We start from the raw sequence: 25,544 nt of genomic DNA on the forward strand, positions 1-25,544 counted from the left end.
ACGGCTTGATTGATCCTGAGCGTTTGACGGTCAGCCGCTGTCGTTGTCAGCTGGCAGGTTTTTTTGAGCGGTGCAATTGAACGGCAACAGATCTTCGATATCGGCGTCTGGCGCGCGTTGGGGCAATTCGGTGAGCGCGTGACGTAGCCATGCATAGGGATCGACGCCGCATGCCCGGCATGTCAGCACCAAACTGTAGATCACGGCGCTTGCCTTGGCGCCGGCAACGGTGTCGCTGAACAGCCAACTTTTTCGTCCGGTGCAAAACGGCCTGATGTCGCGCTCCAGAACATTGTTATCGATCGGGGCGAGACCGTCACTGGTGTAACGGGTCAGATAATCCCATTGGTTGCGTGCATAGGCGATCGCCTTGCCGGTCAAGCTTTCGGGTAGCACCTTCGGCGCCTGGTCGTCGAGCCAGGTCCGGAAGGCGGCCAATACCGGCAGGCTATGCTGCTGGCGCAGCCGCAAGGTGTATGCGGCGCGCGTTTCGCCGTCGGGCGGCGTCTGGCGCGCCACCCTCTCGACCTCGTACAACGCCTCGAAGAACTTGAGCGCCTGCAATGGCGGACCGCCAGGCTTTGTCCTGGCCTTGAGCGCATCGGTAAATTTCCTGCGCGCATGCGCCATACAGCCGAGATGGGTCGCGCCTGTCAGCGTGCGCCAGGCGTCATAGCCGTCGCTCATCAACAAGCCGCGATAGCCGGCCAGGAAGGCCTGAGGATGTTGCTGGCCGCGACCGGGCTGGTAATCGAACAGCACGACCGGCTGCGCGCAGTCCTGGCCGCTGCGATAGGCCCACATGAAGGATTTGGCCTGCGCATCACGGCCGTCCTCTTTAAGAACCTGGACCCAGGTTTCGTCGCCGTGGACCAGGGGCTGCGACATGAGCTTTTGCTGTAGCGCGTCATAGACCCGATGCAGATGCAACTCGCTCGCCCGGATCACCCAGTTGCCCAGCGTCCCGCGGCTGATGCTGACGTCGGCGCGCCCCAGCGCGTCCGCCACACGGTACAGCGGCGTGCCGTCGACGTATTTGTTGGCGAGCACCAGCGCCAGCGTCGATGGCGTGGCGACGCTACCCGGCAGCGGCTGCGCCGGCATCGGCGCGGTCACAATCGGGGTGTTCAGCGCGGTGCGCTCGCAGTGACGGCAGGCATATTTGAACCGCACATGTTGCAGCACCGACGCCTTGACCTCGACGTGCAACTGCTCGGTGACGGTCTCGCCCATCCGATGCATCCGATTATGGCAGCACGGACAGTCCTTTTGATCCTCACCCAGATCGTGTTCGACGCGTTGGCGCGGCAGATCGTCAGGCAGCGGCTTGCGGCCGCGTGCCTTCGGCGCCGGCTTTGGAGCCTCCGGCAATCCCGTGTCCGGCACGGCGACCGCCTCGACATCGTCGTCGTCCCGGCTTTCAGCGGCGGCCTGCTCGGCTTCGTTGAAGATGCGCTCCTTGAGCTTTTCGCTCTTCGGCGCATACCGGTGCAGGCGCTCCAGGCGCAACTGCTCCTCTAGATGCAGCACGCGTTGTGCGAGTTTCTCGTTTTCGGCCTTCAGCGCCGCGATCTCGGCCGCGTGCGCCGCGATCAAGGCTTCCAGTTCGTGCGTCGTGGGCTTGCGACTCATCGGAGTCTTGAATCGAAGTCATGCCGCCGCGTCAACCGGGCTCCCATGTCTTCGTCATGTCTTCGGCCGCGTCATCTGAGAACGGCCATGCCGAAGCCCGATGACGCCGCCCGCATCGAACACGCTCAGCCCACGCTCTGATATTGCCGCACCGGATGACGACGCACCGCCGCGATGTTGATGCCGTCAAGCAGCCAGTGCAGCTCCTCCGTCGTCAGCGTCAGCACCGCCTCCTGACTTCGGGGCCAGTGGAATCTGTCGGCCTCCAGCCGCTTCAGCAGCATCCAAAATCCTGACCGATCATAAATCAGCAGCTTGATCCGGTCGCGGCGACGATTGCAGAACGCGAACACCGCGCGCTGGAACGGATCCAGCCCCATCGACTGCTCGACCACGATCGCCAGGCTGTTGATGCCCGCCCGGAAGTCAATCGGTTCGCGGTGAAGGTAGACCCGAAGATCAGACGCCAGTCGGAACATCGCAACGCCCCAGCGCTTCAATCACCGCCGACAGCAACTGCGCGTCGCCGCCTTCCAGCGAAAGCGTCACGCCGTTGGGCATCGATGCCGTCAGCCGCCCTGCACAGGATCGCTCCGTCGCGCAAACCGCAATCGCGCCAGCAGATCGAGTTGGCGACGGCGACGGCGCGCGAACCGGAATAAAGGCTGGCGCAATCGGCGCCCGCGCCTCCGGCTGGCCATCCCCGTTCTGAAGTTGTCGCTTGGCCACCCACTTGCGCAGCAGGTTCGCGTTCACGCCGTGTTGCAGCGCAAGCCCCGCCAGCGACACGCCAGACTGCAGACAGGCCTCGACCAGCCGCTGTTTGCTGGCCGGATCATAGCGACGCCGGCCATTGCGCAACACGCCGACCGTCTCAAGTCTCAAAGGTTCTTCTGGAGTGATCATCGATCGTGTCCACCTCGCTCATGGTGGACACCTCATCCCATCCCCGCGCTCAACTGCATAGGTGCGTAGAAAGGAGCGCTTACGGTAAGTCAGCGATGGCGGCGAGCTGTTTGCGGTTCTCAGCAAGCTGAGCAGGCGATAGACCGTGAGCAGGAAGGGTCTCATAGGGAAATGCCCAAGGCCCAGTCAGCGGACGCCCCTCAAGCCGGATGTGATCCGCTTCCATACGCTTGAGTTCGTCACGGCCATATCGAGTACGCTCGTCCCATGCGAGAGCCTTCGCATAGACGTACTCCGCCATTCTCTTGATTTCAGTATCAGTGAGGCTAGCGCGGAGTGCAGCCTTCGACGTGGGCTGCGTTACAAGAGCCTCGGCTTCTCTGAGTGTGCGGTCTATGTCGGCAAGCGCGTGAGGGGCTCGCCGTGTCGCCTCGCGACGATCCTTCGTTCCCAGAGATTTCTTGAGGTACGCTTGGGTCGGCTTCTTCCCGCCAAGGATGCGCGCAACGGCGGCTTGGAGCCTCTCGGGAACCTTGCGCTGAACGCACCAAACGTGCGCGGAGTTCTTGATCAGATAGGGCATTGCGTTCATCGAAAACTACCAGCGTTTGCTACCAGTCGGAAGCAGACAAAGCCAGTATTTGTGCGATGTTCTTGGATTATCGGGTCTTCTGATGCTGCTGGCGCTCCCTAGGGGAATCGAACCCCTGTTTCAGCCTTGAGAGGGCCGCGTCCTAACCGCTAGACGAAGGGAGCGTTGAGGGGGAAGGCAATAGCCTTGAAATCGGCCTGCCGCAAGATGGCTTGTGCATTGCGGTGGGGATTTTGTCGGCCATACTTTACGCGCCGGGCCGCTATTTCCCGCGGAAGCAGCCCCAAACCGCCCTGCCATGAGGGACCCCGGCGCGGCTCGCCTGCACAGACCCAGCGATGCGGCCGCGCCGATCGCATGACGGCCACCTCCGGATGTCACGTCTCCATCGTGCACGGCCCTGCTTTCGCCAAATGGAAATGCAAAACACTTGCCTGTGAAGTCACGCGGCGCCCGGCTCTGCTAACATCGCAGCCATTCACCACGCTGCGCGCCCGGCAAGGCGCTCGAGAAGCAAGAGGAGTGCTTGGAACAAAGCGCAAATCCTTGGCGTACGGCAATTTGGCTCACCAACATCTTGGCAAACAAACATCATCGCGGCCGCAGGCCATGGAAGACGTTCCGCCCTGCCCGCATCGGTCAATAGCTTAAGCAGAGCGAGGACAGACCATGATCAAGCTAAAAATCAACGGCCAGGAACAGAATTGGGATGGCGACCCCGACCTTTCGCTACTCTGGTATCTCCGTGACGAAGCCGGCCTCACCGGTAGCAAGTACGGCTGCGGCCAGGCGCTGTGCGGCGCCTGCACCGTGATCGTCGACAAGGAGGCGGTGCGCGCCTGCATCACCTCGGTCTCCGACGTCGTCGGCCGCGAGGTCACCACCATCGAGGGCCTGCACCCGACCGGCGATCATCCGGTGCAGAAGGCATGGCGCCAGGTCAATGTTCCGCAGTGCGGCTTCTGCCAGGCCGGCCAGATCATGCAGGCCGCAGCGCTGCTGGACCAGAACCCGAAGCCCAACCACGACCAGATCCGCGAAGCCATGGCGGGCAATATCTGCCGCTGCGGCTGCTATCAGCGGATCGAGAATGCCGTGCACCTCGCATCGACGGGGGTGTGACATGAACATTCGCACCAATCCGGGTAAGCTTCGCGGCTTCGAGAAGCACGTGAAGGTCGAGAACGTTTCGCGCCGCAGCATCCTCAAGGGTCTCGGCATCGCCGGCTCTTTCGTGCTCGCCGCGCCCGTGATGACGCGCCAGGCGTTCGCCGCCTATGAGACCGGCGCCGGCAAGATGCCGCATGGCGTCGTGGTCGACCCGCGCGTGTTCGTCGCGATCGCCCCCGACGGCATCGTCACCATCGTGGCACACCGCTCCGAGATGGGCACCGGCGTCCGCACCAGCCTGCCCCTGATCGTCGCCGAGGAGATGGAGGCCGACTGGTCGCGCGTCCATGTCCAGCAGGCGCATGGCGACGAGGTCAAGTTCGGCAATCAGGACACCGACGGGTCGCGCAGCACGCGGCACTATCTCATCCCGATGCGCCAGATCGGCGCCTCGGCACGCTCGATGCTGGAAGCCGCCGCCGCCAAGAAATGGGGCGTGCCGGTGACCGAGGTGAAGGCGCAGAACCACGAAGTCGTCCACAGCGCGAGCGGGCGCAAGGTCGGCTTCGGCGAGCTCGCGGCCGACGCCGCCAAGCAGTCGGTGCCGAGCATCGAGGGCCTCAAGCTGAAGGATCCGAAGGACTTCCGCTATCTCGGCAAGGGCCAGGTCTCGATCGTCGACCTGCACGACATCACCACCGGCAAGGCGCATTACGGCGCCGATATCCGGCTGCCCGGCCTGAAATACGCGGTGATCGCCCGTCCGCCGGTCACCGGCGGCAAGCTCAAATCGTTCGACGACAGCGCGGCGATGAAGATCCCCGGCGTCGAGAAGGTGATGGAGGTCAAGGGCTGGCCGTGGCCGTCCAAGTTCCAGCCGCTCGGCGGCGTGGCTGTGATCGCGCGCAACACCGGCGCCGCGATCAAGGGCCGCGACCAGCTGAAAATCGTCTGGGACGACGGCGCCAATGCCAAGTACGACTCCGTCACCTATCGTGCCTCGCTCGAGGAAGCCGCGCGAAAACCCGGCCCCGTGGTGCGCAAGGAGGGCGACGTCGATGCTGCCCTGAAGAGCGCCGACAAGGTGATAACCGGCGAATATTATCTGCCGCATCTCGCCCATGTCAGCATGGAGCCGCCGGTCGCGGTTGCCGACGTCAAGGGCGACAAGGCCCAGATCTGGGCGCCGGTGCAGAGCCCCGGCGGCACCCGCGAGGACGTCGCCAAGACGCTCGGCATCCCCGAGGACAATGTCACCGTTAACGTGACGCTGCTCGGCGGCGGCTTCGGCCGCAAGTCGAAATGCGACTTCGCGCTCGAGGCGGCACTGCTGTCGAAGGAACTCGGCGCGCCGGTCAAGGTGCAATGGACCCGTGAGGACGACGTCCACAACGGTTTCCTGCACACGGTCTCGGTCGAACGTATCGAGGCTGGCCTCGACAAGAGCGGCAAGGTGACTGCGTGGCGGCACCGCAGCGTGGCGCCGACCATCGCCTCGACCTTCGCCGCCGGCGCCAATCACGAGGCGGCGTTCGAACTCGGGATGGGGCTGGTCGACATGCCGTTCGAGATCGCCAACATCCAGTGCGAGAACCCGGAAGCCGCCGCGTTCACGCGTATCGGCTGGTTCCGCTCGGTCTCCAACATCCCGCGCGCCTTCGCGGTGCAATCCATGGTGGCGGAGATCGCGCAGGCGACGGGGCGCGACCCGAAGGACATGCTGCTGGAGCTGATCGGGAGCCCCCGGATCGTCAAACTCGATTCGGTGAAGGACCTCTGGAACTACGGCGAGCCCTATGACAGCTACCCGATCGACACCGCGCGGCTCCGCAAGGTGGTCGAACTGGTCGCGGAAAAGGGCGAGTGGGGACGCAGCGTGCCCAAAGGCCACGGTCTCGGCATCGCGGTGCACCGCTCCTTCGTCAGCTACATCGCGACCATCGTCGAGGTGGCGATCGACGACAAGGGCAAGTTCACGGTGCCGCGGGTCGACACCGCGATCGATTGCGGCACCTACGTCAATCCGGAGCGGATCCACTCGCAGATCGAAGGCGCCGCGATCATGGGGCTGAGCCTCGCCAAATACGGCGAGATCACCTTCAAGGACGGCAAGGTGCAGCAGAGCAATTTCGACGACTTCCCGGTGATCCGGATGGACGAGTCGCCTGCGATCACCAACGTCCACATCGTGCCGCCCGGTCCGGACACCCCGCCGAGCGGCGTCGGCGAGCCCGGCGTGCCGCCATTTGCACCGGCATTGATCAACGCGATCTTCGCCGCAACCGGAAAGCGCATCCGCGCCCTTCCGATCGGCAAGCAGCTGGAGACCTGAGGAACGTTAGGCAAGACGGGAAGTTCTCATCGATCTGAGGCATGATCCGGAAAAGTGCGAAGCGGTTTTCCGAAAAGATCATGCCCCAACAAACAGCTAAAGCGCGATGAAGATCGCGCTTTAGAGGAGCAGACCGATGAAAACCCCACCCGTGAAGTTTCAAGCGCTCGCGGCAACCGTGGCCGCGGGCGCTTTTCTTTTTGCGACGCAGACAGCGCTCGCGCAGACCGCTGCGCCGCCAAGCACAGCGACGCGGCCGGCCAAGGTGCTGCCCGACCAGACCTCGGTTCCGAGCAACGCCCCGCCGGCGACCACCGGCCAAGCCACCGGCGAGGCCAGCCGTGACCCGATGATCAAGAAAATGAATGAGGACGAGAAGCAGAAGGTCGACACCAAGGGCAAATAGCGGGAACAAGCAGCGGGAAGCGGACCGGGAAGCGGCGGTCTCCCCAGCCGCCGCTTCCCGATCGCATCGCCCCCTGTCTGCTAAAGCGTTTTCGAGCGAAGTGGACACCGGTTCGCGTGAAGAAAACGCGTCAAAACAGAAAGCCAGAGCTTCGGTTCTGATCAGAACCGAAGCTCTGGTCGCGCGCCTTACTTCTTGTTGAGCGCGAACACCCAGATCACGCCACCTTGCGGCACGTTGTTCTCGAAGCCCGCGACCTTGCCGGCAAGCGCGTCCTGGATGCGCTGCGCGTCGACGCCCCAGCCCGACTGGACCGCGATGTATTGCGTTCCATCGACCTCATAGGACATCGGCATCGCCATGATGCCGGAGTTGGTCTTCTGCTCCCACAACAGCTCGCCGGTCTTGGCATTGAAGATGCGGAACATCCGGTCGTTGGTGCCGCCGGCCAGAACGAGGTCGCCGGCGGTCGCCGTCACCGAGCCGAACAGCTGTGAGGTCTTGAAGTCGTGCTGCCAGACCTTCTTGCCGGTGGCCGGATCCCACGCCTGCAACTCGCCGAAATGATCGGCGTTCGGTGCCGGCGTCAGTCCGATGTCCTCCGGCTTGGTGCCGAGCCAGAGCTGGCCAGGAACCAGCGGTTGCTTCTCGCCGGTGAAGCCGCCGCAGAAATTCTCGTTGGCGGGAACATAGACGAGCTTGGTGTTCTGGCTGTACGCCGCCGACGGCCAATCCTTGCCGCCCCACAGCGACGGGCAGAACTCGACCCGCTTGCCGATCACCGGCTTGTGGTCGGGATCGACGATCGGCCGGCCGGTCTCGGCCTCGATGCCTTTCCAGACATTGGTCTTCACGAACGGCCAGCCGGACACGTAGTTGATCTTGTCGGGCTTGTTCTCGAGCACCCAGAAGATCGCGTCGCGGCCCGGGTGGATCAGGCTCTTGAACGAACGTCCGTCACGCTGCAGGTCGACCAGCATCGGCGCATCGACCTCGTCCCAGTCCCAGGAATCGTTCTGGTGATACTGGAAGTGCTTCTTGATCTTGCCGGTCTCGGGATCGAGGCCGATCACGGAGCTGGTGTAGAGGTTGTCGCCGGCGTGAGCCGAGCCCGGCCACGGTGCGGCGTTGCCGACGCCCCACAGGATCGTCTTGTTGTCCCTGTCGTAGACGCCGGTCATCCAGGCCGATCCACCGCCCGACTTCCAGTCGTCGCCGGTCCAGGTCTCATGGCCGGGCTCGCCTTCGCCGGGGATGGTGAAGGTGCGCCAGAGCTCCTTGCCGCTGTCGGCATCGTAGGCGACGACATAGCCGCGCACGCCGAACTCGCCGCCGGAGCCGCCCACGATCACCTTGCCGTCGACCACCAGCGGCATCAGCGTCAAATATTGCCCCTTCTTGTAATCCTGGACCTTGGTGTCCCAGACCACCTTGCCGGTCTTGGCATCGAGCGCGACGACGTGGTCGTCGGTCGTGGCAAAGTAGACCTTGTCCTGCCACAGGCCGACGCCACGGCTGGTCGGGTGCAACTGGAACAGATCGTCGGGAAGCTGGCGCTTGTAGCGCCAATATTCCTCGCCGGTCTTGGCGTTGAGTGCGATCACCTGTCCCATCGGGGTCGCGGCGAACATCACGCCATTGTTGACGATCGGCGGCGCCTCATGGCCCTCGATGACGCCGGTGGAGAAAGTCCAGACCGGCTTGAGATCCTTGACGTTGGAAGTGTTGATCTGATTGAGCGGACTATAACCCTGTCCGTCATAGGTCCGGCGATAGAGCATCCAGTTGCCGGGTTCGGGATTTTCGAGACGCGCTGACGTCACCGGACTGTAGTTTTCGATCGGCCCTGCGACGGCGCAGGTCGAGACGAGACACGTGAATGCGACGCAACCCGACAGTAACCACTGCTTGCTTGTCATGAGATGCTACCTCCCTGCTCTGTTTTGTTTTTTCAGCTTAGGTCATGCAGAAATCCCGGTGTGGCCTCATCCTCCTTGCTGAGCACCCACCTTCCCAACGAATGGCGCTGCGACCGTGATCGCGCCGTCGGCCACCGTCAGCGGCAATGCCGCGAGGCGACGTGGCGCCGGCCCGAACACGACTTGCGCATTCTGCCGCGGATCGTATTCGGAGTTGTGACAGAGGCATTTCAGGACGTTCTTGTCGCCCTGCTCTTCCTTCACCCAGGCGGTGATCGGACATCCGGCATGCGAGCAGATGATGGAGTAGCAGACGATGCCGTCAGGCGCGCGGGCACGCGTCGCATCGTCCAGTTCGTTCGGATCGAGCTTGACCAGCACGACCTCATTCAGCCGCGAACCTTTGCGGACGACGGAGGATTTCGGATCCTTCGGCCAGGCGCGAATGGGCGGTCCACCGAGCGTCAGATCATCCGACTTGATGACCTCGCCGGCCTTGTCGCCTTCGGCGCGCACCAGGAGGTCGGCCTTTTGCGGTCGCTCACTGGCGCCAGGCTGATCTTCGTCGTCGGCGGATGCAGGCTCGATCGCGGCGAGGCAGGCGCAACCCGCGAGCGCGGTCATCAGCGCGCGGCGCGTCGGGTCGGCGCACGAGCCCGACGCATCGGACTCACTGGTCTGTTCGACGGAAGCGCTGGGGTTAGACTCCGACATGGCGCAAGCTGAGCGTGCAACTCAGCCGAAAAGATGGCGGCACACCTTCTCGATGCACGAACGCATGCGCAAAAAATACGCTGCAGCTTTTGGTTGATTTAGCTGCGCCGCTTCGCGGTTGCGTCGATCAGGGTTCGTTGACGAAGGTCAGCCTGCCGACAGGTTTCAGCGTCTTTGCATCAAATGTGCGAATCTCTGTTGCACCGCCTATATCAAGCGTCAGCATCAACCGCTCGCCGGCGACGCCGGTCGAGACGATGCGGGCGCCCTTCGGCAGCGCAGCAGTGACGTCGGACACCGAAACAGGGCTTCCCTCGCTGCGATAAAGGCGGTAGCCGATGGCGATCAACACGACGGCCACGGCCAGTGCCGAGGTCAGCCCCGCGATCAGCATCATGCGCCGCACCCGCGCGATCAGCGCGGCCTGGTCGGGGGTCGGTTCGGTCACAGCGGTGTCGGTCATCACAAGGCTCTATATCTTTGCAACACGTCTCTTCGAATGGCGGTCGGAAGCTGGAGGTCATCGTCGCGGGCGACGAGGGCTCGGCCCGGCTTGACCGCGTGCTCGCGCAGCGCACCCCGGAGCTGTCGCGGTCCCGGCTCAAGGCGCTGATCCTCGCCGGTTCCGTGACCGTCAAGGACGCCATCGTCCGCGACCCCGCTTATCATGTCGCCAAGGGCGATACGATCATAATCGACGTGCCGGAGGCCGCGCCTGCCGAGCCCCAGGGCGAGGACATCGCGCTCGATATCGTGTTCGAGGACGACGACATCATCGTCATCGACAAGCCCCGCGGCCTGGTCGTGCACCCCGCGGCCGGCCACGCCACGGGAACGCTGGTCAACGCGCTGATCGCGCATTGCGGCAGCAGCCTGTCCGGTATCGGCGGGGTCAAGCGGCCGGGCATCGTGCACCGGCTCGACAAGGACACCACGGGCCTGATGGTGGTGGCCAAGAACGACCACGCCCATCAGTCGCTGACCGCGCAGTTCGCCGACCATGGCCGCACCGGCCCGATGGAGCGCGGCTACATGGCGTTCGCCTGGGGCGTGCCGAACCGGCCCCACGGCACCATCGACGCGCCGATCGACCGCCATCCGTACGCCCGCGAGAAGATGGCCGTCCGTCAGAGCGGCCGCGAGGCGATCACGCATTTCGAGGTGCAGCGGAGCTTTGCCGGCCGCGACGGCAAGCCGGTCGCCTCGCTCCTGGCCTGCCAGCTCGAGACCGGCCGGACCCATCAGATCCGGGTGCACCTCGCCCATCTCGGCCATCCGCTGATGGGCGACAGCGTTTACGGCGCCCACTTCAAGACCAAGGCCGGGCAGCTCAGCGCGGAAGGTAAGGACGCACTCACCGCCCTCGACCGGCAGGCCCTGCACGCCTATCTGCTGGCTTTGGAGCACCCCCGGACCGGGGAACTTTTGCGCTGGGAACAGCCTTTGCCGGAGGATTTGCTTCTCCTGCAAAGGGCGCTGGAAGCGGCGGTATGACGCACCCCCCGATGAAAAGCCTCGTTATGACAATAGGTTATACCAGCCACACGGGGACGTGACGTCAGCAATCCTTCCCTATCACGGACAGTTTGGTGTATGTTGCACCTGCGTTGAATATCCAACGCGGAACATCGCAGCATGGCCGGCTTTAACCCAGCGGCCACCTGCCTGGCCCGCCGCTATCGGGGGCCTGAACCACTGGAGGGCGCAAGTAATGGCCCGTACAGCTACCTTACCGGTTCTCAATGGAGAGTCCGGTCTTTCCAGATACCTCGCCGAGATCCGCAAGTTCCCCATGCTGGAGCCCCAGCAGGAGTACATGCTCGCCAAGCGTTGGCGCGAGCATGACGATCGCGACGCGGCGCATAAGCTCGTCACCAGCCATCTCAGGCTCGTGGCCAAGATCGCCATGGGCTATCGCGGCTACGGCTTGCCGATCTCCGAGGTGGTCTCGGAAGGCAATGTCGGCCTGATGCAGGCGGTGAAGCGATTCGAGCCCGAGAAGGGCTTCCGTCTCGCCACCTACGCCATGTGGTGGATCAAGGCGTCAATACAAGAGTACATTCTGCGTTCCTGGTCGCTCGTGAAGATGGGCACCACCGCGAACCAGAAGAAGCTGTTCTTCAACCTGCGCAAGGCGAAGAGCAAGATCTCCGCTCTGGAAGAGGGTGATCTCCACCCCGACCAGGTGAAGCTGATTGCCAAGCGCCTCGGCGTGACCGATCAGGACGTGGTCGACATGAACCGCCGCCTCGGCGGTGACGCGTCGCTCAACGCCCCGATCCGCGACGACGGCGAAGCCGGCGAATGGCAGGACTGGCTGGTCGACAACTCGCCCAACGCCGAGGCCGTGATGGCCGAGAGCGAGGAGTTCGATCATCGCCGCCAGGCCCTGAACGGTGCGATCGGTGTGCTCAACCCGCGCGAACGCCGCATCTTCGAGGCGCGGCGTCTGGCGGATGAGCCGATGACGCTGGAAGACCTCGCCGCCGAGTTCGGCGTGTCGCGCGAGCGCGTGCGGCAGATCGAGGTCCGCGCGTTCGAAAAGGTGCAGTCGGCCGTCAAGGGCACGATTGCCCGGCAGGAAGCAGCGCTCGAGGCCGCGCACTAAGCGCGCGGTGGGCGAGCCAACAGACACGAAAGCCGGCGGCAACGCCGGCTTTTTTGTTGTTTGCAAAGTGGTGCTCGGCACGCACCTCGATCCAGGACGTATACCCATAGATCCGCCTGCCGACGAATGTCCGCATCAGCCTCGGGATCGGACAAACGAGGCGCACTTCGTCATGTCGCCTTCGGGTCAAACTCGGAAGTCAGAACGCGCAATCGTGACGTCCGCTCCACCCCCGACATCGGACTTTCGACAGCCAGCGCGGCACTTCCGAAAAGGGCCAATAACGGACTCATCCACCGCAACAACCCTTTGATCCTTTGATCTAACCGAGGGTGTCATTTTTCGGAAAAATGCCAGACCCCGTCCCAACCGGCTGGCGGCGGAATGCTGCGCAATTGGCAGACGCGGTCGACAAATAGCCGCGAAGGTCCATCCTCCGCATCATGGAGGAGGCACCTTTCGAAGCACCCCTGCGCCTCGTCCCAATCCTGCCGGCGATAGCTGGCGAGACCGTCCGAGAACATCTCGCGAAGCTGAATCCGCTCCGGCTCGAGCTCGCCAACGCGACCCATTGCTTCGAAGATACGGACCGGCTCGGTCTTGCCGGCGACAGTGATGAGGTCAAGTTCGCGTGCCTCAACGACTTGTTGGGCCATTCGATAGGTCTCCTCGCTGAGGATGAGCGAGGTGCCATAGAGTTTGTTGATGCTCTCGAGACGCGAGGCGAGGTTCACCGTATCGCCGATCACGGTATAGGATCGCGCCGCATCCGAGCCAATGGTCCCGACCACGGCTTCGCCGGTGGCGATTCCCATACGGATAGCAAGTTTGGGTGGATTGCGTCGCATCCCGGTGATCTCAGGCAACTGGGCGCGAAGCAGGGTGATCGCATCCTGTTGTGCAAGCGCCGCGAGGCAGGCATCGCTGGCATGATCGTCGCCAGCAGAGAAAGGCGAGACCCAGAACGCCATGACAGCGTCGCCGATATATTTGTCGATGAAGCCGTGATGCGCATGAATAACGTCGGCGACCGTTCCGAAATAGCTGTTCAGCAGGTTGACGACGGCGCTGGCGGTTAGTTGCTCGCTGATGCCGCTGAAGTCCTTGATATCGGAAAAGAAGATAGTGAGCGTGCGGCGCTCGGCCTGTTCGGCTCCGCTGCCGATCAAACGAGTGACGATGCGTGGGTCGACAAACTTGCCGAACGTATCCTTGATGCGCTCCCGCGAGCGAAGCTCCTCGACCATGCGATTAAACGATAGAGCGAGTTCACCAACCTCGTCGCGCGTGAGAATCGACAACGGCTCCGAATCCGTACCGGACTCGATTGCGCGGGTGCGGACCACAAGCTGGCGCAAACCTCCAACCACACGGGCCGATCCCACTGCGCTTATGCCGAGGCCGATTCCACAGGCGGCCAAGAACAGGCCAAAGCTCAAGTAGGTATTAAGCCGTTGTCTTGCGAGAACAGTGCGGGTTGCCCGATCTGTAAGACTGGCAAGGCTACGGCGAATCTCGGACAGGTCCGGTCCGAAAGCTTGTGCAAACTTGCTGAAGCCAAGTGAGGCCGTCCGGGCATCCTCGCGTCGGCCATCGGCTAGGGCCGCCATTGTTAGCTCACCGGTGGCTAGAAATTCCTCGAGGCTGCGGCTGAGGTATTTGAACGATCCCTCTATGCGCGCCAGCTCGATGCGTTCAGTGGTCTGGTAGCTCGGGTCTTGAATGGCCTTAGCGAGCAACGCAGTGGCCTTGTCGACGTCGGTGCGCAATTCCTCCGTCATCGCCTGCTTGGTGGAAATTGCCGCTGCGAGTTCTGGAGGATTCAAGGGATCAAGGCGCAGCGCACGCAAAATGCCGAGTTCGTACCTGTCGGTATCGACATCGATCTCTGCGACCAGCCGCGTCAGCGGCAACTCGTATTCGACAATGTTGCCTATTTGATCGCTGTCCAGCTTTTGAATAACGGCGAGTACGCCGACCACGACGCCAAACAGCGCAAGCAGAATCCCGGCGAGAAGAAAGATTTTCTTGCGGATCGTCATTAGGGCGGGTCCGGGCAGAGCATGACGTAGGTCGCATAATTGGGCTTAGGCAGGGAGCCCCCAATATGAGCTGCTGCCGGTTTGATGGACACCCGCTTAAGCTAATCCCACCTTGCGCTCGAACTCAACCGGGCTGAGATAGCCGATGGTCGAGTGCCTGCGGGTCGTGTTGTAAAATCGTTCGATGTAGTCGAACACATCGGCGCGTGCCTCATCTCTGGTTTGATAAATCTTGTTGGCCGTACGCTCGGTCTTGAGCGAGGAGAAGAAGCTCTCCATCGCCGCGTTGTCCCAGACGTTGCCGGAGCGGCTCATGCTGCAAACGATGCCGTGGTCGGCCATCAGGCGCTGGAACTGCTCGCTGGTGTACTGGCTGCCCTGGTCGGAGTGATGCAACAGCGCATCCGGCTTGCCGCGCCGCCAGACGGCCATCAACAATGCGTCCGTCACGAGCTGTGCCGTCATGGAGGCACTCATCGACCAGCCCACCACGCGGCGTGAGAACAGGTCGATCACCGCTGCGACATAGAGCCAGCCTTCGGCCGTCCAGAGATAGGTGAAGTCGGCGATCCACTTCTGGTTCGGCCGCTCGGCGGCGAACTGCCGGTCAAGGAGGTTCGCCGGTACGGTCTCGAGCTGTCGATCGCCGCTGTCCTTCGGTAAGCGCCGACGTCGCGGCCGCGCCCGCAAGCCTTGCAGGCGCATCAGCCGCTCAATCCGGTGCAGGCCGCAATCCGCCCCGTCGGCGAGCAGGTCACGCCACACCCGGCGTGCGCCATAGGTGCGGTCGCTGGCGGCGAAGCTGGCCTTGACCTTGCCGCCGAGCTCCTCGTCGCTGCGGGATCTGGCGCTGGGAGAGCGGTTCAGCCAGGCATGGAAGCCCGACCGCGACACTCCCAGCGCATCGCATAGCCATGCCACCGGCCAGATCGTCCGGTGCTTCGCGACGAAGGCGAACTTCATGTCGCTTCCTTCGCGAAGTAGGCTGCGGCCTTTTTTAGGATATCCCGCTCGGCCTTCAGCTTGGCGACCTCACGGCGCAGCCGCTCGATCTCCTGCTGCTCCGGCTTCATCTGCCCGTGGCCGGGAAAGGCTTGCGCCGGGTCGGAGCCCAACTCCTTCACCCATTTGCGGAGAACATTCTCATGAACATCCAGGTCACGGCCAGCTTGCGCCACCGACACCCCACGTTCCCGCACCAGCTTGACCGCCTCGACCTTGAACTCGCGGCTGAACTTCCGTCTTTTCATCGCCACCTCCGGCTTCATGAAACACCTAATCTCGGTGTCCATCAAACCGGCAGCAGCTTAATAGGCGACATCGCTTGATCACCTCGCAAGGGCTGCGGAGCGCTCTGCTGTGCGGCGACGGGCATTACGGCCACGAAGCAACTTCCCAGACCTGCGAGCACAGAGGCCACCGTGAAGTGTGTTGCCCTCATATCGTGATCCCCTTCACAGCCTAGGTCAAACCCAGAAGTCCTGGAGAGCAACCGGGAAGTCCGCTTCGCCCTCACGAACGGACATGGTCAGCCTGGCCTGTCAGGTCGGAAAAGTGACACAAGCGGTCGTCAACGTCACAATCAATCTTGAAGACCCGGCTGGAGCATATCGATCAGCCCGCGCTGAGACGCCTGGTGCTGGGTGACATTGCCCTGAACCTCCTCCGAATTGATGGACACCTGTAGTAGGCTCGAAGAGCCAGGAGAGGTGTTGGATGGAAGGACGTCAGCGTAGGTCGTTTACGGACGACTATAAGCGGCAAGCGGTCGATCTGGTCGCTTCGAGTGGCCGCTCGATCGGATCGGTGGCCAAGGAACTTGGCCTGCGCGATTCAGTTTTGCGGCGCTGGGTGGAACTACGTGGAACTGGGCGAGAGCCGACGGCTGCGGCGCGGCGCCCCACAACGCAAGCGACGCTGCCGTCGGCGGACCACGCGGCGGAGATCGCTCGTCTGCAGCGAGAGAACGAGCGGCTGCGCATGGAGCGCGACATTTTAAAAAAGTCGATCGCGATCTTTGCTGGGGGGCCGAAATGAGATTCCGCTTCATCGAAGATCGCCGCGCCGACTATCCTGTGACGATCCTGTGACGATCCTGTGCGACGTGCTCGGTGTCTCGCCGGCCGGCTATTATGCTTGGCGCTCCCGGCCGGAGAGCCAGCGATCGGTCGCCAACCGTGAGCTTGTCGACGACATCAAGCGCGTCCATCGCGAGACAAACGGACGCTACGGCAGCCCGCGTATCCATGTCGAATTGAAGGCCCAGGGCCGCGGGGCGAGCCGTGGCCGCATCGAGCGGCTGATGCGCCATCACGGTATCAGGGCCATCATGGCACGGCCTCGCCGGGTGCGGACGACCGATAGCCGTCACGACCTCCCGATCGCGGCGAACCTGCTCGAGCGCAACTTCACCGCCACTGCGCCGAACCGGATCTGGCTCGCCGATATCACCTACATCGAGACCGATCAGGGTTGGCTCTATCTGGCCACCGTCATGGATTTGTACAGCCGCAGGATCGTCGGCTGGGCGATGGCGGATCATTTGCGTGCCGAGCTGCCGCTGGCAGCCTTGCGGATGGCCGTCTCAGCGCAGCGGCCTGGCGCCGGTCTGATCCATCATTCCGATCGCGGCGTCCAATACGCATCGGCGGAATACCGCAAGGTCGTGCAATCTGCCGGCTTGAGGGCATCGATGAGCCGCAAGGCCGACTGCTATGACAATGCTCCAATGGAGAGCTTCTTTCACACGCTCAAAATCGAGCTCGTCTACCACACTCACTATGCAACACGCGCAGAGGCCACACGTGATATCTTTGCTTACATTGAAGGCTTCTACAATCGAACTCGTCGTCACTCCGCCATCGGCTATGTCAGTCCGATCGAGATGGAGCTAAAAGCAGCTTAACCTTGTCCATTTTTTCGGGGGAAGATCAGCCCCGCTGAAGGCACGGCGGCTCGCCCAGATCCGTTACCTTGCCAGGCAACTACGCGCTCACCGCGATCTCGCTGCCCGCCTTGACCTCGTGCTCAGCATTCCCGGGATCGGCGAACGCACCGCACTCGCGCTCTTGATCCGCATGCCCGAACTCGGCCGTGTCAGCCGCGAGGAGGCTGCGGCCCTCGCGGGGCTCGCGCCCTTCGACAACGACAGTGGGCAACATAAAGGCCAACGGCGCATCGCCGGCGGTCGGGCTCGGCTGCGACGTTCGCTGTTTGCTGCGGCGCTTCCGGCGGCATTCCGCTGGAACAAGGCCCTCATTGTGCTCTACACACGCCTAACCGCAGCCGGAAAGGCCCACAACGCAGCTCTCATCGCTTGCGCGCGAAAGCTGCTGATCTATGCCAACACTGTCATCCAGCGCGGAACGCCTTGGCGCGAACAGGCGTCCGCGACTTAATGGTTGCTACGGGGCTGGTTTTTGGCATGATCCTTCGGCACGCACCTCGATCTAGAACGTATGCCCAAAGATCCGCCTGCCGACGAATGTCCGCATTAGCCTCAGGAGCGGACAAAAGAGGCACTCTCGGCCATGTCCGCTAAGGGCCCAGGAGTGGACTTTCACAACTCTAGCTGGAGGTGATTATTGCGTCATTCCGGGAGACCCGCCTTGCGAAGGGCGTCTCGGAAACGTTCCGCGTCCGTTGCATTTCTGAATGGTATTGGTGGCAAATTGCTCACGGTTGCGCTCGGGATCGCGAGAAGCCAATCACCGATCGCCGCGCGCGCCGCATCTTGCTCGCCTAGGAGCCCGTCCAGATATGTTTTCGTGACGGGCATTTGTTGTAGAGTAGCAGGCTCAGGCTGCGTTTGCGAGGTTGAACAGCTTGAGGAGGTTATGGACGGTGCAGATCATTGTCCACTCGGCGCGCACTTTCTCGATGCCCCGCAACAGGAACTGGCGGAAGCCTCTTGCCTGTTTGATCTGCCCGAACACCGGCTCCACCACTTGCTTTCGCAATCGGTAGGGTGTTTCGAAGCCGCCATCGTCGATCTTCTTTCGCATGGCCTGTGTCAGCGGGCCGCCGACTTTTCCGTTCGCTACTGTCGGGTGCTTGGCGCGTCCGGGCGCGACATAGCCATCGATGCTGCGTGTGTCGAGCGCTTCGAGATTGGCTTCGCTGCAGTAGCCGGAATCCGCTGAGGCCTGCCGCGGCTTGCGGCCAAGATTGCTCTCGATGGCCTCGATCAGGGGCACCAACTGGCCCTGATCGCTGCCGTGCTGGGTCAGTTCTTGCGCGACAATGATCTGGGCATGTGCATCGACGGCCGCCTGGGCATTATAGGCCTGAACGAAGCCATCCTTCGACTTCATGATGCGGCTTTCCGGATCGGTGAAGTTGCGTTGCGCCTTGGGATTGGGTTCCTCCGATGGCAGCGCCGCCGGTTTGCCCGGCTTCTTGCGGCCTTCGGCCTGGCGCTGCTGTTCCTTTTCGGCCTCGATGCGGCGCTCTTCCTCCGCCGCCAGTTTGGCGTCCGCTTCCAGCGCCGCCATCGCTTGCTGGATCTTCGCCAGCCGTTTCTGCTTGTCGACGGTCCAGTCCGGCAGTTCGTCGCTGTTGCCGAAAGTCTCATCCTCCGAGGCATCCGCCGCCTCGGCGGCCGCCAGCATGCGAGCGACCTCGGCCTTCAATTCCGCCTCGCGCTTCTTCATGCGCTCATAACTCATCGCCTTGTGTTTCGACGCGTTCGCCTTGATCTTCGTACCATCCAGCGCGACATGACCGAGCTTGACCAGCCCGGCCGTCTCGCACAACTTCAGAACCTGCACGAATAGCGCGCCGAGCGCCTTCAAATGTCGCTTGCGAAAGTCGCTGATCGTCCGAAAATCCGGCGCATCCAGCGCCACGATCATCACAAAATCGTTCCGCTCCCGGCAGGCCTTGGCAATCCGACGCGACGAATACAGCCCACTCGCATAGCTATGCAGCAGCGCCACCATCATCCGCGGATCAAACGGCGGCTGCCCAAGCCCGCTCACATAGCTGCCCATGATCTCCCTGAGATCGAGGCTCTCCCGCACCAGATCAACCATAAACCGCGAGACATGGCCTTTCGGCACGAAGTCCTGCACATTCGGCGGCAGAAGCAGCGTCTGATCGATGTTCCAAGGCCGAAAATACTTGCTCATCGCCCAATGTTGAATCAGACCCGACCAGATTTGAACAGCGACTATCCAGACAAGCTCCTAGCAGCGCAAAGCTAACGGCAAGAAGGGCATGGCCTTGCCACCAGTCTCGCTTACGCTGCACGGCTTTTTCGGACCACTCGCGAGCTTTGACGTAGTCCTGGGCAACAAAATATGCCAGCGCAAGCCCAGAGAAGCGGAAAAAGTTGCCCGGTTCGCGCGGGTTCAACCTGAGGCATGTCTCCGAATTTTGGATACTCTCTTCTGCCCGTCCAGCGAGGGCAAGCACCGTGCCGAGACTGCCAAAAGCAATCAAGAAATTTGGATTGAGCTCAAGGGCTCGTCGATAGGCCGCGATGGCCTTGTCATGGTACCCAAGACCCTGACCCAGAATACCGCCCAGCATCCAATACGAATATTCATCGGCATCATCGAGCCGGATCGCTTTCTGGGCTGACTGCAAAGCTGCCTCAAGCATTTCCCGTGGGTTGCTGGAAAAGCCCATCAACGCCAAATGATATGTCGCAGCAGCAAGAAGCTGATGACCCTTCGCAAATGATGGATCGATGCGCGTGACTTCGACCGCGATCTCGCGCGCTGTTGCGATGCTTTCCGACGTCAGCCCGTAAATTTCCTTCCACCCGCGCTTGGCGAGATCCCAAGTGCGAAAATCCGGTCTCTCGCTTCGTTCAGCCAGAACCCCTTCGCTAAAGACAACTTGACATTGGGTCGAGCCCACGACGCTGCGCGTGATTTCGTCCTGTATTTCAAAGATGTCAGCGAGATCGCGGTCGTATTTCTGGGCCCATAGGTGGCGCCCCATTGCGGTCTCGACTAGCTGCGCAGTGACACGAACACGCCGGTCTATGCGCCGGACGCTGCCCTCAAGCACGTAACGGGTACCGAGGTCGCGTCCAACCTGCTTCACGTCGACAGCCTTGCCCTTGTAGACAAATGTCGAGTTGCGAGCGATTACCGACATCGTGCTGGTATGGGCCAGTTCTGTTATAATATCTTCTGTGAGCCCATCAGCGAAATATTCCTGCTCGGGATCGCCGCTCATGTTCTGGAACGGCAGCACGGCGATGGATGGTTTGTCGGGAAGCGAGAGCACCGGAGGCTGGCTCACAGCCGAACCTGATCTTACTTCGGAAGGGGTTTGACCAGACGGCCGAACCCGCCACGCCCGCATAGGCTCGGCAATGTTTTTGAGGGACTGCTGTCCTATATCATCATAGGCAATTTCAACTTTGCCCCGCACCTGCCGATAAGCATCATCGGACATGCAGATCCCGCCCGGTTCGGCGATGCTCTCAAGGCGGGCGGCAATGTTGACACCATCGCCGAAGATGTCGTTGTCATCAAAAATGACGTCACCGACATGAATACCGATCCGGAATTCGATCCTTTGATCGGGCGGCACGCCGGCATTCTGCTCGGCCACACTGCGCTGGATTTCAACTGCACCGCGCACCGCATCGACGGCGCTGGCGAACTCGATCAGCATGCCGTCACCGGTCGTCTTGACCATGTGGCCTCGATGGGAGGCTATGGTGGGGTCAACGGTGGTCTTCCTTACAGCCTTTAGCCGGGCCAGCGTCTCTTCTTCGTCGGCCCCCATCAGCCGACTATATCCCGCAACATCCGCCGCCAGCACCGCTGCCAGTCGCCGTTCCACGCGCTCGTTGCTCAAGACGCACCTCGGACCGGAAAATCAAGGGCCAGCTTAGCAGAAAAGTGGGCCAATGTCCGATAGGTCCAGTGTCCGAGATGGGTCAGAAGGCGATAGGCCTGAGGTCGGATCGGGTTTCTGCTTCGTCTCCGAAAGCGGGCCTCCCGGATTTTAATGGAGTACGCGCCCCACTCGCCCCACTGCCGCGCCATCGCCGCGAGCGCAGCCCTCGCAGTAGCGGGCGTCCTTGAAGTCGATCCAGTTGTCCCGCGCGTTGGAGAAGGTGTAGCCCGCCGTCAAGGGCACGATTGCCCGTCGGAAAGCTGCTCTCGGAGCCGCGCACTAACGCGCGGAGTCGAGCCAAGAGACGCGAAAGCCGGCGGCAACGCCGGCTTTTTTGTTTGGGCGTGATTTTCAGCACGCGCTTCGCCGACGCCCACGAACCTCCGCTCCCCCTCGATCGACCAATCGGGAAGCGATCGCCACGGGGGCGGGCGCGGATGCGAGGTTGTGATGCCGATCACACTGCAATCGACCGTCGGCGGCTTCTCCGCCGAGTTCACGAGCAAGCTGCCCGCACTGGAGCGGGCGATGACCGAGGGCGGGCTCGAGCCCTCCGACTTCGTGTTCTCGAAGGACTCCGCCGCGCCGGCGGCGATGCCGTTCGTCGGTCCGTTCTTCTACGACTACACCGTGTTCACCGGCGGCGAGAGCTTTACGGTTACCGAGCCGAACGACTTGCGGTTTCTGGACTACATCTCTGACCGCTTCCTCGCGGCCGAACAGCCCGATGAGCCGGAGGTGGCGCGGCCGCCCGGCGCCATCAGCCGGTTCTTCCGCTGGATGGCGCAGCCGATCTGAACGAGCGCTATCCTACTCACCGCACCGCCGCGCCATGGCCGCGAGCGCGCAGCCTTCGCAGTAGCGGGCATCCTTGAAGTCGATCCAGTTGTGCGCGTAGACGTGCTCCAGCGCGATGCCGTAACGCGCGCGCAGTCTGTAGGATAGGCGGAGCGCCGCGATACCCATCATCCCACCGCGCAGGACAAGGTTGACGGGTATCGCTTCGCTCCACCCGTCCTGCGAAGCTGGTTTTTGCCATGGTGCTTCGGCACGCACCTCGATCCAGGGCGTGTAGCCAGAAATCCGCCTGCCGACAAATATCCGCATCAGCCTCGGTAGCGGACAAACGAACCGCACTTAGTCATGTCAGCCAAGGGCCAGTGCGGACGAATTATTGCGCTCCGGCGCGGAGACGGCTTGGCCAACCGACACGGACCAATGTTTCATCTGGGTCAGAGATCGCAAATTCGTACATCCCCCACGGCTTGTCTTCGGGTGATTGCTGAAATTCGCGCGCCGCAGCATCAACACTCTCGAGGTATAGATAAAGCCCAAAAGGGTTTCTGCCCGGCGTTAACCATCCCTCGACCGCGTCCGTCAGATGTAAATATCCGCCCTTCCCGTTCGACAGCATGCGATAGGTGTCGGGCTCTCCCGGAGCAGGCCTTTCGCTGTCCGGGCGCGCAAAGCCCAGCCGATTGTAGAACCGCTCCGACGCATCAAGGTCATTACACGGCAGGATCGCGATCAAAGCTCCAGAAGGGCTCATTAGTGCACTCCGACGTCATGCAACAACTTTCGTCCGCTCTTCTCAATGTCTGAAAATTTGTCACCTTTAAGGTGGGAGTTGGAGCTGGGCAGCCAGATGACCGCCGCCTGCCGACGAATGTTCGCATTAGCCTCAGGAGCGGACAAAAGAGGCGCTCTTGGCCATGTCGGCTAAGGGCCCAGGCCGTGTGAAAATCGTGTAACTTGCGGCGCACTGGTGCATTTCGCGGCCGCCGAGCTTCTAATTCGGTGGAAGCGAGCCCAGTGGCAACCAGGAACTTCATGTAGGCGCGGACTTGGTCGCGCGGAGGTCGGCCTCACGCCCGCATCGCCTCCAGCAATCCGCCTACGCCCAGGATCATCATCACGCGTTTCATGTTGTAGGCGAGCACGTTGAGCGCCATCTCGGCGGCCACCTTTGGCAGCTTTTTCGTGAGAAAGTGCGTTGCTCCCATCCAACACTTCAACGTGCCGAACGGATGCTCCACTGTCCGGCGGCGGACACCCATTGCATTGGCGCTGTGGTCGAGCCGATCCTGAACTTTCTCCAGAACGGCCTCGTGCTCCCAGCGTGAGATGCGGCGCTCGGGGCCTGTCGTGCACTGAGCTTTTAGCGCGCAGGTTTTGCAGGTGCTTGTCCAATAGCGACGCAGTGTCTTTCCATCCTCTACGTTCGTATAGTGATAAGTTAGTTGCTCGCCGGCGGGACAGCGATAAACATCTTCGGCGGCGACATAGACGAAGTCCTGTTTGCCGAAGCGGCCAGCAGCTTTGGCGCCCGAAGTCATCGGCTTCGGCAACGTCACCGTTATGTCGGCTTCCTCGCAGGCCCTGATCGCCTCTCCATCGTAATAGCCGCGGTCTGCCACGACTTCGAGGGTTTCGACAGCCATCTCGTCGCGTGCCTGCCCGGCCATTTTGGCGAGTTGGTGGCGATCGGTGCCCACGTTGGTCACCTCGTGAGCCACGATGAGATGATGTTGCGTATCAACTGCAATCTGCACGTTATAGCCAACAATCCCGGTGTCCTTGCCACTGGTCGCCATCGAGCGCGCGTCAGGATCGGTCAGCGAGATTTGCTTGTCCTCTTTCTTCATCATCTCCGCATTGATCGCATTGAGCCGACCGGTCTCCTCCTTGAGCTTCTCGATCTTGCCCTTCAACCTCGCAACTTTCGCCTCTGGCACTGTATCGCCATGCCGATCGGCGGTCTCGAGCTGCGAGAGATAGCGGGCGATGCTCTCGTCGATCCGCTCGAGGCGCCGCTTCATCTTCGCCTCGGTGAAGTTCTTGTCTCGCGCATTGACAGCCTTGAACTTCGATCCATCGATGGCGACGCTCGCTCCAACAAGCAGATCAAGCTTGCGGCACAGCGCGACGAACTCGCGGCAGACCTCACGAATGGCCTTGCCATTGTCCTTGCGGAAATCCGCGATAGTCTTGAAGTCCGGCGCCAACTGCCCGGTCAGCCAGATCATCTCGATATTGCGCTGGCATTCCCGCTCCAGGCGTCGGCTCGACGGCACGCGATTGAGGTAGCCGTAGATGTAGAGCTTGAGCATCATGCCGGGATGGTAGCCGGGTCGCCCCATGTCGAGTGGCTGGACGCCAACGAAGCCGAGCTTATCCAGATCGAGCCCCTCGACGAACACATCAACCGCACGCACCGGATTGTCCTCGGCCACGTAGTCGTCGAGCAGTGCGGGAAACAACGTGCTCTGCCCGCGATCAACCCCCTCCACGAATCCCGCCATCGCCCGTCCCCACCGATTCATTGGAGAATAATAGCAGAGACGGAGTTTTCACACGGCCTGGGCCAGAAGCTGAATTAAACCCGACGACTTGCATGTCTGTTTGCTCTCAGTTGTAGACCCGGGACAGAGGAATCAAGCTACTGGGCCTCGGCCATCTTCGGTCGAGATGATTGCATCTGCGCGCTGGTTGCCGAGGGCCGGTTCGACGGCGGTACCAGATCCGGTGATCGGACGGCGGCGTCGGGCGGCGCGCCCTGGGACGGCCGATTGGCCGCGGGGGCCGGAAGCACGATGACTTTCGCTCCGACTTTCACTCGTTCATAAAGGTCCACGACGTCCTCATTGGTCAGCCGGATACAGCCGGACGAAACCCGCTTCCCGATCGTATCGGGCTTGTTGGTGCCGTGAATTCTGTATTCGGTATCGCCCAGATACATCGCCCGGGCGCCGAGCGGATTGCCGGGCCCCCCTGCCATGAACCGCGGCAGATAAGGCTGGCGCGAAATCATCTCTCCCGGCGGACGCCAATCCGGCCATTCTGTCTTGCGGGCTACGGTCTGTTCACCGGACCATGTGAAGCCTTCGCGACCGACACCGATGCCGTAGCGCATCGCCTGTCCGTCGTTCAGAACGAGGTAGAGGAACGTGTTTCCGGTATCGATGACGACGGTGCCGGGCGCCTGGTGACTGGCGTAATCAACCACCTGCCGAACAAATTTTCCAGGAGCGTCAGCGGCTTTTGGCGTTTCGATCCGGGGCGCGGGGACCGGGATTGGAACCGGAGCTGGCGCAGGAGCCTGAACCGGCGCCGCTACGTGAATAGGAGCCGATGGCACCGGAGCCGATGGCGCCGGGACCTGGTGCGCGGCTTGCTTCCGTATCGGTTGGACGCTCGCCGGACGCCACAGCAAACCGTACCCCAATGCGACAGCCGCCACGGCGCCAATTGCAACTCTTCCCGCCACCGGTAGCGCGAGCGCGAGCGCCTCAGTCTTCCCACGTTTGGCCCGCTTGCCCATATCTTCTCTTCCCCTGATCCCTTGCTGGCAGAGGTACCCAGCAAATTTTAACAAGCTTCGAAGCGATTTCGCTCAGGCTGGAAATCGCCAAGCGTCGTTAA

21 protein-coding genes, 1 tRNA gene and 2 pseudogenes are annotated in these 25,544 nt (G+C 62.1%); 8 read left to right on the forward strand and 16 right to left on the reverse strand.

Annotated features, from left to right (window positions below):
* Positions 1-30: 30 nt before the first annotated feature.
* The 5 genes from tnpC to HAP54_RS01315 all read right to left on the reverse strand — a co-directional run bounded on the left by tnpC (position 31) and on the right by HAP54_RS01315 (position 3,294).
* Entirely contained in the window at positions 31-1,632 is a 1,602-nt protein-coding gene (gene tnpC, locus HAP54_RS01295; protein WP_166205729.1) for an IS66 family transposase, read from the reverse strand.
* Between the two features lie 125 nt (positions 1,633-1,757).
* Positions 1,758-2,111: an IS66 family insertion sequence element accessory protein TnpB gene (tnpB, locus tag HAP54_RS01300; protein WP_166205730.1), complete on the reverse strand. Its 354-nt coding sequence runs from the start codon at positions 2,109-2,111 to the stop codon at positions 1,758-1,760.
* Entirely contained in the window at positions 2,092-2,538 is a 447-nt protein-coding gene (tnpA, locus tag HAP54_RS01305; RefSeq protein WP_166205731.1) for an IS66-like element accessory protein TnpA, read from the reverse strand. Before tnpA ends, tnpB begins: the two co-directional genes overlap by 20 nt.
* Positions 2,539-2,617: 79 nt before the next feature.
* Entirely contained in the window at positions 2,618-3,121 is a 504-nt protein-coding gene (locus HAP54_RS01310) for a DUF6538 domain-containing protein (protein ID WP_166298557.1), read from the reverse strand.
* 98 nt (positions 3,122-3,219) lie between these two features.
* Positions 3,220-3,294, reverse strand: a tRNA-Glu gene (locus tag HAP54_RS01315).
* A gap of 505 nt (positions 3,295-3,799) precedes the next feature.
* On the opposite strand from HAP54_RS01315, the gene HAP54_RS01320 reads away from it, so the two are divergent.
* The 3 genes from HAP54_RS01320 to HAP54_RS01330 all read left to right on the forward strand — a co-directional run bounded on the left by HAP54_RS01320 (position 3,800) and on the right by HAP54_RS01330 (position 6,978).
* Positions 3,800-4,252: a (2Fe-2S)-binding protein gene (locus HAP54_RS01320; protein WP_166298558.1), complete on the forward strand. Its 453-nt coding sequence runs from the start codon at positions 3,800-3,802 to the stop codon at positions 4,250-4,252.
* Between the two features lies 1 nt (position 4,253).
* A complete protein-coding gene (locus HAP54_RS01325; protein WP_166298559.1) occupies positions 4,254-6,572 on the forward strand; it encodes a xanthine dehydrogenase family protein molybdopterin-binding subunit in 2,319 nt (772 codons plus the stop codon).
* 136 nt (positions 6,573-6,708) lie between these two features.
* Positions 6,709-6,978, forward strand: coding sequence for a hypothetical protein (locus HAP54_RS01330; protein WP_166298560.1), 270 nt, complete (start codon positions 6,709-6,711; stop codon positions 6,976-6,978).
* Between the two features lie 188 nt (positions 6,979-7,166).
* Here the strand turns inward: HAP54_RS01330 and HAP54_RS01335 are convergent, their stop codons facing one another.
* The 3 genes from HAP54_RS01335 to HAP54_RS01345 form a co-directional block, all read right to left on the reverse strand.
* Positions 7,167-8,897: a methanol/ethanol family PQQ-dependent dehydrogenase gene (locus HAP54_RS01335; RefSeq protein ID WP_166298561.1), complete on the reverse strand. Its 1,731-nt coding sequence runs from the start codon at positions 8,895-8,897 to the stop codon at positions 7,167-7,169.
* A gap of 66 nt (positions 8,898-8,963) precedes the next feature.
* Positions 8,964-9,611, reverse strand: coding sequence for a ubiquinol-cytochrome c reductase iron-sulfur subunit (locus HAP54_RS01340; protein ID WP_166298562.1), 648 nt, complete (start codon positions 9,609-9,611; stop codon positions 8,964-8,966).
* Between the two features lie 127 nt (positions 9,612-9,738).
* Positions 9,739-10,074, reverse strand: a complete 336-nt coding sequence (locus tag HAP54_RS01345) for a hypothetical protein (protein WP_166298563.1) — start codon at positions 10,072-10,074, stop codon at positions 9,739-9,741.
* Positions 10,075-10,124: 50 nt separating this feature from the next.
* On the opposite strand from HAP54_RS01345, the gene HAP54_RS01350 reads away from it, so the two are divergent.
* Entirely contained in the window at positions 10,125-11,105 is a 981-nt protein-coding gene (locus tag HAP54_RS01350) for an RluA family pseudouridine synthase (RefSeq protein ID WP_166307294.1), read from the forward strand.
* Positions 11,106-11,322: 217 nt separating this feature from the next.
* Complete coding sequence (rpoH, locus tag HAP54_RS01355; RefSeq protein WP_029084390.1) at positions 11,323-12,219, forward strand: RNA polymerase sigma factor RpoH; 897 nt, start codon at positions 11,323-11,325, stop codon at positions 12,217-12,219.
* 335 nt (positions 12,220-12,554) lie between these two features.
* Here rpoH and HAP54_RS01360 read toward each other — a convergent pair whose 3' ends face one another.
* A complete protein-coding gene (locus tag HAP54_RS01360; protein WP_166298564.1) occupies positions 12,555-14,261 on the reverse strand; it encodes an adenylate/guanylate cyclase domain-containing protein in 1,707 nt (568 codons plus the stop codon).
* Between the two features lie 96 nt (positions 14,262-14,357).
* Positions 14,358-15,511, reverse strand: a protein-coding gene (locus tag HAP54_RS01365) for an IS3 family transposase (protein ID WP_166295259.1) whose coding sequence is annotated in 2 segments (ribosomal slippage) — positions 14,358-15,262 and positions 15,262-15,511 — 1,155 coding nt in all. Because the reading frame shifts where the segments join, the coding sequence is not laid out codon by codon here.
* Between the two features lie 466 nt (positions 15,512-15,977).
* Between HAP54_RS01365 and HAP54_RS01370 the strand changes: the two are divergent.
* Both HAP54_RS01370 and HAP54_RS01375 read left to right on the forward strand, forming a co-directional pair.
* A pseudogene (locus HAP54_RS01370) lies at positions 15,978-17,166 on the forward strand (IS3 family transposase).
* Between the two features lie 118 nt (positions 17,167-17,284).
* Positions 17,285-17,659 (forward strand): transposase, encoded by a 375-nt coding sequence (locus HAP54_RS01375; protein WP_224741417.1) that lies wholly within the window; start codon positions 17,285-17,287, stop codon positions 17,657-17,659.
* A gap of 399 nt (positions 17,660-18,058) precedes the next feature.
* Here HAP54_RS01375 and HAP54_RS01380 read toward each other — a convergent pair whose 3' ends face one another.
* Both HAP54_RS01380 and HAP54_RS01385 read right to left on the reverse strand, forming a co-directional pair.
* Complete coding sequence (locus HAP54_RS01380; RefSeq protein ID WP_166297236.1) at positions 18,059-19,390, reverse strand: IS1182 family transposase; 1,332 nt, start codon at positions 19,388-19,390, stop codon at positions 18,059-18,061.
* Positions 19,287-21,080, reverse strand: a complete 1,794-nt coding sequence (locus tag HAP54_RS01385) for an adenylate/guanylate cyclase domain-containing protein (RefSeq protein WP_166298565.1) — start codon at positions 21,078-21,080, stop codon at positions 19,287-19,289. Before HAP54_RS01385 ends, HAP54_RS01380 begins: the two co-directional genes overlap by 104 nt.
* Before the next feature lie 492 nt (positions 21,081-21,572).
* On the opposite strand from HAP54_RS01385, the gene HAP54_RS01390 reads away from it, so the two are divergent.
* Positions 21,573-21,920, forward strand: coding sequence for a hypothetical protein (locus HAP54_RS01390; RefSeq protein WP_166298566.1), 348 nt, complete (start codon positions 21,573-21,575; stop codon positions 21,918-21,920).
* A gap of 12 nt (positions 21,921-21,932) precedes the next feature.
* On the opposite strand, the pseudogene HAP54_RS01395 reads toward HAP54_RS01390, so the two are convergent.
* From HAP54_RS01395 to HAP54_RS01410, 4 genes and pseudogenes are all read right to left on the reverse strand, one after another.
* Positions 21,933-22,055: pseudogene (locus HAP54_RS01395) on the reverse strand (N-acetylmuramoyl-L-alanine amidase); the annotation flags it as partial.
* Positions 22,056-22,293: 238 nt separating this feature from the next.
* A complete protein-coding gene (locus tag HAP54_RS01400; RefSeq protein WP_166209588.1) occupies positions 22,294-22,671 on the reverse strand; it encodes a VOC family protein in 378 nt (125 codons plus the stop codon).
* A 316-nt stretch (positions 22,672-22,987) separates the two neighbouring features.
* Positions 22,988-24,424 carry an IS1182 family transposase gene (locus HAP54_RS01405; protein WP_166298567.1) on the reverse strand — a complete coding sequence of 479 codons (1,437 nt, stop codon included), beginning with the start codon at positions 24,422-24,424 and terminating at the stop codon, positions 22,988-22,990.
* 137 nt (positions 24,425-24,561) lie between these two features.
* Complete coding sequence (locus HAP54_RS01410) at positions 24,562-25,443, reverse strand: L,D-transpeptidase (RefSeq protein ID WP_166298568.1); 882 nt, start codon at positions 25,441-25,443, stop codon at positions 24,562-24,564.
* Positions 25,444-25,544: the final 101 nt, after the last annotated feature.

It is taken from the genome of Bradyrhizobium sp. 2S1 (assembly GCF_011516625.5).
Taxonomy (GTDB): Bacteria; Pseudomonadota; Alphaproteobacteria; order Rhizobiales; family Xanthobacteraceae; genus Bradyrhizobium; species Bradyrhizobium septentrionale.